This is a genomic window from Treponema primitia (assembly GCF_046533075.1).
GTDB classification, from domain to species: Bacteria; Spirochaetota; Spirochaetia; order Treponematales; family Breznakiellaceae; genus Termitinema; species Termitinema primitia_B.
The window spans coordinates 1-5,061 of record NZ_JAJQRB010000010.1 but is presented as its reverse complement, the minus strand read 5'-3'; the positions used below and the strand labels follow the sequence as shown (position 1 = coordinate 5,061).

Here is a 5,061-nt window from a genome sequence, read left to right as displayed (position 1 = left end):
CTGCTTTGTCATCTGCAAACTCCCGTTTGAGATTGGGGTCCACGATGGTTAGACTGTCGTATTCTGCCTCGGGCAGATTCAGGGCAACCTTTAAAAAACCGGCAAGAATATCGATATTCCGCTGGTCGCCGAAGATGAGCTTGAACACATAGTCCACCATAATTTTGAGCACTGGTTTTTTCATAAAAACCTCCTGCCCTACATAGGGAGTTGGACCCTGATTTTGCTTTAGTCTGCGGAGAAATATTTTTGTTTTTTAGGAAAATGCCTAGGATTTTTTACCGGGAATTTCGGCGCCTGGCACCCTTTGGCTTACCGCCGGAAAACCGTAAATGTGAAAAAGGCCATATTTCGGATGGAATTGCAAAAGGTTTTGGCATTAGGTCAATGTATCGATACGGTAAATTCCTCCGTCTTGCCAAATCCCCCATAGTTTAGTAGTATCTATTACAGAGGCAATATCATGGCGTTACCTATAAAAGACACCCCGGTATTAAAGGGCAAAGAAGCGGAACGGTTTTTCAAAATGGCCGAAGAAAATGTAGGCAAAACCGTCCCCATCGAAGAAGCGCGGGCTGTCAAAGAAGCCTATGCCCTTCTCAGGCCCCTCATGAAAGAGGATAACCCCCGTTAAATGGCCCTCAATCTCGGCCAGTATTCCCTGTTAAAACTACAGTCAGGGTATCTTATAAAAGATTTTGACTGTACCGATAGGGACTTAAATGATTTCTTTTCCCAGGAAGCCCTGCCGTACTATGAACAGTTATTGACCGTAACCTATGTCCTCGAAGCGGAAAATAAAACGGCTGGATTTTTCAGCCTTTCCAACGACAAAATCCAACGGGCCGAAAACAAGCCCGTCTGGAATCGGATAAACCGGCATATAAAATTTGAAAAACGGCGGAATTTCTACCCTGCGCTTTTACCAGAAGAACGGGTTTGGTTTTTTCATGGAAAACGATACCCATGAAAAAACACGGCTTATGTTCTTTGATTTATTACCGTTGAAAGATACCGTCATATAGGCAATTTTGGCGCCTGGCACAACATCATAAACTGTCAACCGCTTAAACACTAATTCTATTTGCCATCCCATTCGGTACAGTTCAAGCACCTGGATGTTGCCGCAGGCAAAAAGATAAAAGTCCCCGCTGCCGTGCACTCCTATTTTCATGCCGACAAAACCGGTGTATACTGTCTCGGCTACGGTAAAAATGGAGGCTCCCCATGTACGGTAATTTGATGAAAAAACCTGCCATCGCGGCGGCGCTGGTCATAGCGGCGCTGTTCTGCGCCGGGTGTCGGTCTGCTGCCCCGTTTGCCGAGGCAAGCTCAGCCGATAGTGATACCGGGGTGGAGGTATTTCCCCAGTTGGGGCATGGTCAGGTGGTTGCCGTTGCCTATAGCCCCGATGGGCGGCGCATGGCCTATCTGTATCGGAATGGACCAATCAAGATATTTGATGTGGAGAGCGGACGGGAACTGCGGACCATTTCCACGTCAGGAGTACAAACCGGGACTATAAGCTACGATGGGCGGTATATAATCTCCAAGGAATCGCCTGGTTACCTAACAATTATAAAAATATGGGATGCGGAAAACGGGCATCAATTGCAATCAGAGACGAATTTGCTACTGTCCCCCGATGGGCGACGGACGGTTTCCTGGTGGTATAATGGGTACGAAAGTGCAATTCGCCTATGGGATATGGTAAATCAGCGGGAACTGCGTGTCTTTAGATACGCCAAAGAACGGGATATAATAAAGTCAGTAGCGATCAGCCCCGATGGGCAATGGATAGTTTTTGGATCCGCTAATAAAACAATCAAGATGGTGGATACAGAGACAGGGAAGAAATTGCGGACCCTTTCCGGACATTCCGGGGCGGTAAATTCAGTAGCGTTTAGTCCCGATGGGCGGCGGATAGTATCCGGGTCCGCCGATAACACTATTAAGATATGGGATGCGGAGAGCCGACGGGAACTCTCAAGTTTTTCCGGACTTAGTGTTGGTGAAACCGTTGAATATAACCCCAATGGACGGCTAATACTTTACAGCTCTGAAATAAGAAGTTGGGATTATAAATATAAAGTATTGGATGCAGAGAGCGGACGGGAACTCTGGACTCTTGATAGTAATACATTTATCCATAGCGCCGATGGGCTGCGGATAGCCGTTCGGAACGGGACTGACATTATAATAAGGGATGCGGAGAGCGGACGGGAACTGCTGACTATCTCCAACCCTGGCGAACTCCTGGCATATAACTCTGATAAACGGCAGATAGTCTCGAGTTTTTCTCACAATACTATATACAAGATATGGGATTCAGAAAGCGGTCAGGAATTACATTCACTTTCCATTAATCATGATGCAGTAAAACAAATAGCATATAGTCCCAACGGGCGGCAGCTAGCCATTAATGACAGAATACTGGATACCGAGAGCTGGCAGGAACAGACCTTTGCCGGGGCAGCCGGGGTAGGTTCCATGGCGATTAGTCCCGACGGGCGGCAGCTTGCCATTCCGTCAGGAAATATAATCAAAATATGGAGTTTTGAGAGCTGGCAGGAATTGCAAGCCTTTCCCGGGTATGGTCCTGTAGTATATAGCCCCGATGGGCGGCGATTAGTCTGTAAAAGCCTGGACAGAACAATTAAGGTATGGGATGTGGAAAGCGGTCAGGAGTTACGAACCTTTTCCGCACAGAGCAGCGGAGGGCTTAAATCCCTGGCATACAGCCCCGATGGGCGTAAGATAGCCGGTGGATATAGTGGGACTGGGAAGGGGAACGAATCCTTTGTCAGCATATGGGACGTGGAAAGCGGTCAGGAATTGCGAACCATTTCCGGGTTTTCTAATTGGCAGACGGCTATGACCATTGCGTTTAGCCCCGATGGGCGGCAAATAGTTTCCGGGACGTCTGGTATCCACAATTTAAAAATATGGGATGCGGAGAGCGGTCAGGAATTACGAAATCTTTCTCTGCCGCGTAACCTTTCGGTATATTCCGTGGCATATAGCCCCGATGGGCGGCAGATGGCTGCCGGTGGTGGTAGTGGTAGTGGTGATATAGTGATATATGATGCAAAAAACGGGCAGAAGTTACAAACCATTTCTAACGAAGGTTTAGTATGGTCCATGGCCTATAGCCCCGATGGACGAAATATTGTTTCCTGTTCCGTGGGTAGTAACACCCTCAAAATATCCGATGTGGAGAGCGGGCAGCAGCAGATCCTTTATGGACATGGACAAAGCTATGGTGTACATTACGTAGCGTATAGCCCCGATGGTCAGCGGATAGTCTCCGCGTCTTATGACCATACCGCCCGCATCTGGGATGCCTCTACGGGCGAGGAACTCGCCCAATACGTCAGCTTCACCGATGGCGAATGGGTCTGGTTAACCCCCGACGGCTACTACAAAGCCTCCCTCAACGGCGACCGGCACCTCAACGTGCGGGTGGGGAACAATGTCTACGGCATAGACCAGTATCGCGCCACCTTTGACCGCCCGGCGGTGGTGGAAGCCCGGCTGTCCGGCAGCGCCGGTACGCGTATCGCCGGTACCGCCATGAGCATCCAGGATGCCGCCTCGTTTTCACCCCCGGCGGTAATCATCCTCAGCCCGGTAAGCGGCGGCAGTACTACTACCGCAGGAACCGTAGATCTTTCGGTAGTGATAATGGACGCATCCCAGCCCATCAAAAACATAAAGGTCCTGGTCAACGGCAGGCGTGTGGGGAGCGACGAACTGGGCAGATTTTCCGGAAGCCGGGGGATTGTGGTGGAGTCCGCGAGCCTGAATGTAACGGGGAACGAGAAACAGGTGGAGTTCCGCTTCCCGGTAAACCTGGAGCCCGGGGAAAACCGCATTGAAGTGCTGGCCTTTAACGGGTATTCGGAAGGCCGGGCCCTGGCGGAAGTGAACCTGCGGACATCCCAGCGGGCGCCCCTTCCCAACCTCTGGATACTCTCCGTCGGGGTTAACCGGTATGATGACAAAATCATCAAAAACCTTGAGTATGCGGTGAACGATGCAACGGAAATCATCAATGTATTCAAGGCCCAGGAGGGGAAGCTCTACGGGAAGGTCAACAGCCTCCTCATTGCCGACGGCGCATCCATCGCGCCCACCAGGGATGCTATCATGGATAACCTTTCGTATTTACGAAAGGCGGGGCAGCAGGATGTGGTTGCCCTCTTTATCGCCGGCCACGGTATGAACGATGACGGGGGAAACTTCTTTTTCCTCCCCTCCGATGCGGCCTTTGACGCCGACGGTTCCATCCGGCCCTCAAAGGCCATAAGCCACCGGGACCTGTACGGGGTGTTGGAAATCCCCGGTCAAAAGCTGGTTTTCATCGACTCCTGCCATTCCGAGGGAGTAACGGGGCGGCAGGCAGTGGACGGCACTCAGCTGGCCCGCTCGCTCCGGGTAGACGGCAGCACGGTGATTTTCACTTCCAGCCAGGGTACGGAATATTCCCAGGAAAGCCGGGACTACCGGCACGGGATATTCACCTACAGCATTATTACCGGCATGAAAGGCGCAGCCGACCTGATCAAAGACAGCCGGGTATCTATGATGGAATTAGCCGCCTATGTCATGGAAACGGTGCCGACCCTTACCGGAGAAGCCCAGCACCCGGTAGCGGATGCCCCCAACGGGTTCCGCAACTTTACCGTATCGGATTTGAAATAAACCGGTCACACCCTTCCCGTTGGAAATCATTTTCGGCGCATGGCATAATAGCATAAACTTAAGAAGAATAAAAAACCACGAAGGCGCAGAAGGCGAAAAAGATGAAAAAAAATTAAAGAAACCCCCCCTCTTTTCCCCGCGCCTTCTACGCCAAACTTAGTTAGCCCCCCCCGGTTCCCATGCAATACGCTCAAACACAGGCTAAGTGTAAAAGCGCCGGCGTAGCCGCGCCCGACAAACTCTCCCCAAACTTAGTTAGGCACCTCCGGCTCCCGGGAAATACGCTCAAACACAGGCTAAGTGTAAAAGCGCCGGCGTAGCCGCGCCCGACAAACTCTCCCCAAACTTAGTTAGGCA

Annotated in this window: 4 protein-coding genes; 3 read left to right on the top strand and 1 reads right to left on the bottom strand. The window is 51.0% G+C overall.

Translation table 11 applies throughout. The features are described from left to right. Positions 1-184 (bottom strand): PD-(D/E)XK nuclease family transposase (locus LQZ19_RS02150; RefSeq protein ID WP_411045992.1); only part of this gene is annotated, 184 nt, incomplete at its 3' end. Positions 185-463: 279 nt separating this feature from the next. On the opposite strand from LQZ19_RS02150, the gene LQZ19_RS02145 reads away from it, so the two are divergent. The 3 genes from LQZ19_RS02145 to LQZ19_RS02135 all read left to right on the top strand — a co-directional run bounded on the left by LQZ19_RS02145 (position 464) and on the right by LQZ19_RS02135 (position 4,704). Beyond that, positions 464-634 (top strand): hypothetical protein, encoded by a 171-nt coding sequence (locus LQZ19_RS02145; protein WP_411045991.1) that lies wholly within the window; start codon positions 464-466, stop codon positions 632-634. Then, positions 635-970, top strand: coding sequence for a hypothetical protein (locus LQZ19_RS02140; RefSeq protein ID WP_411045990.1), 336 nt, complete (start codon positions 635-637; stop codon positions 968-970). A gap of 257 nt (positions 971-1,227) precedes the next feature. Beyond that, a complete protein-coding gene (locus LQZ19_RS02135; RefSeq protein WP_411045989.1) occupies positions 1,228-4,704 on the top strand; it encodes a WD40 domain-containing protein in 3,477 nt (1,158 codons plus the stop codon). Positions 4,705-5,061 lie beyond the last annotated feature (357 nt).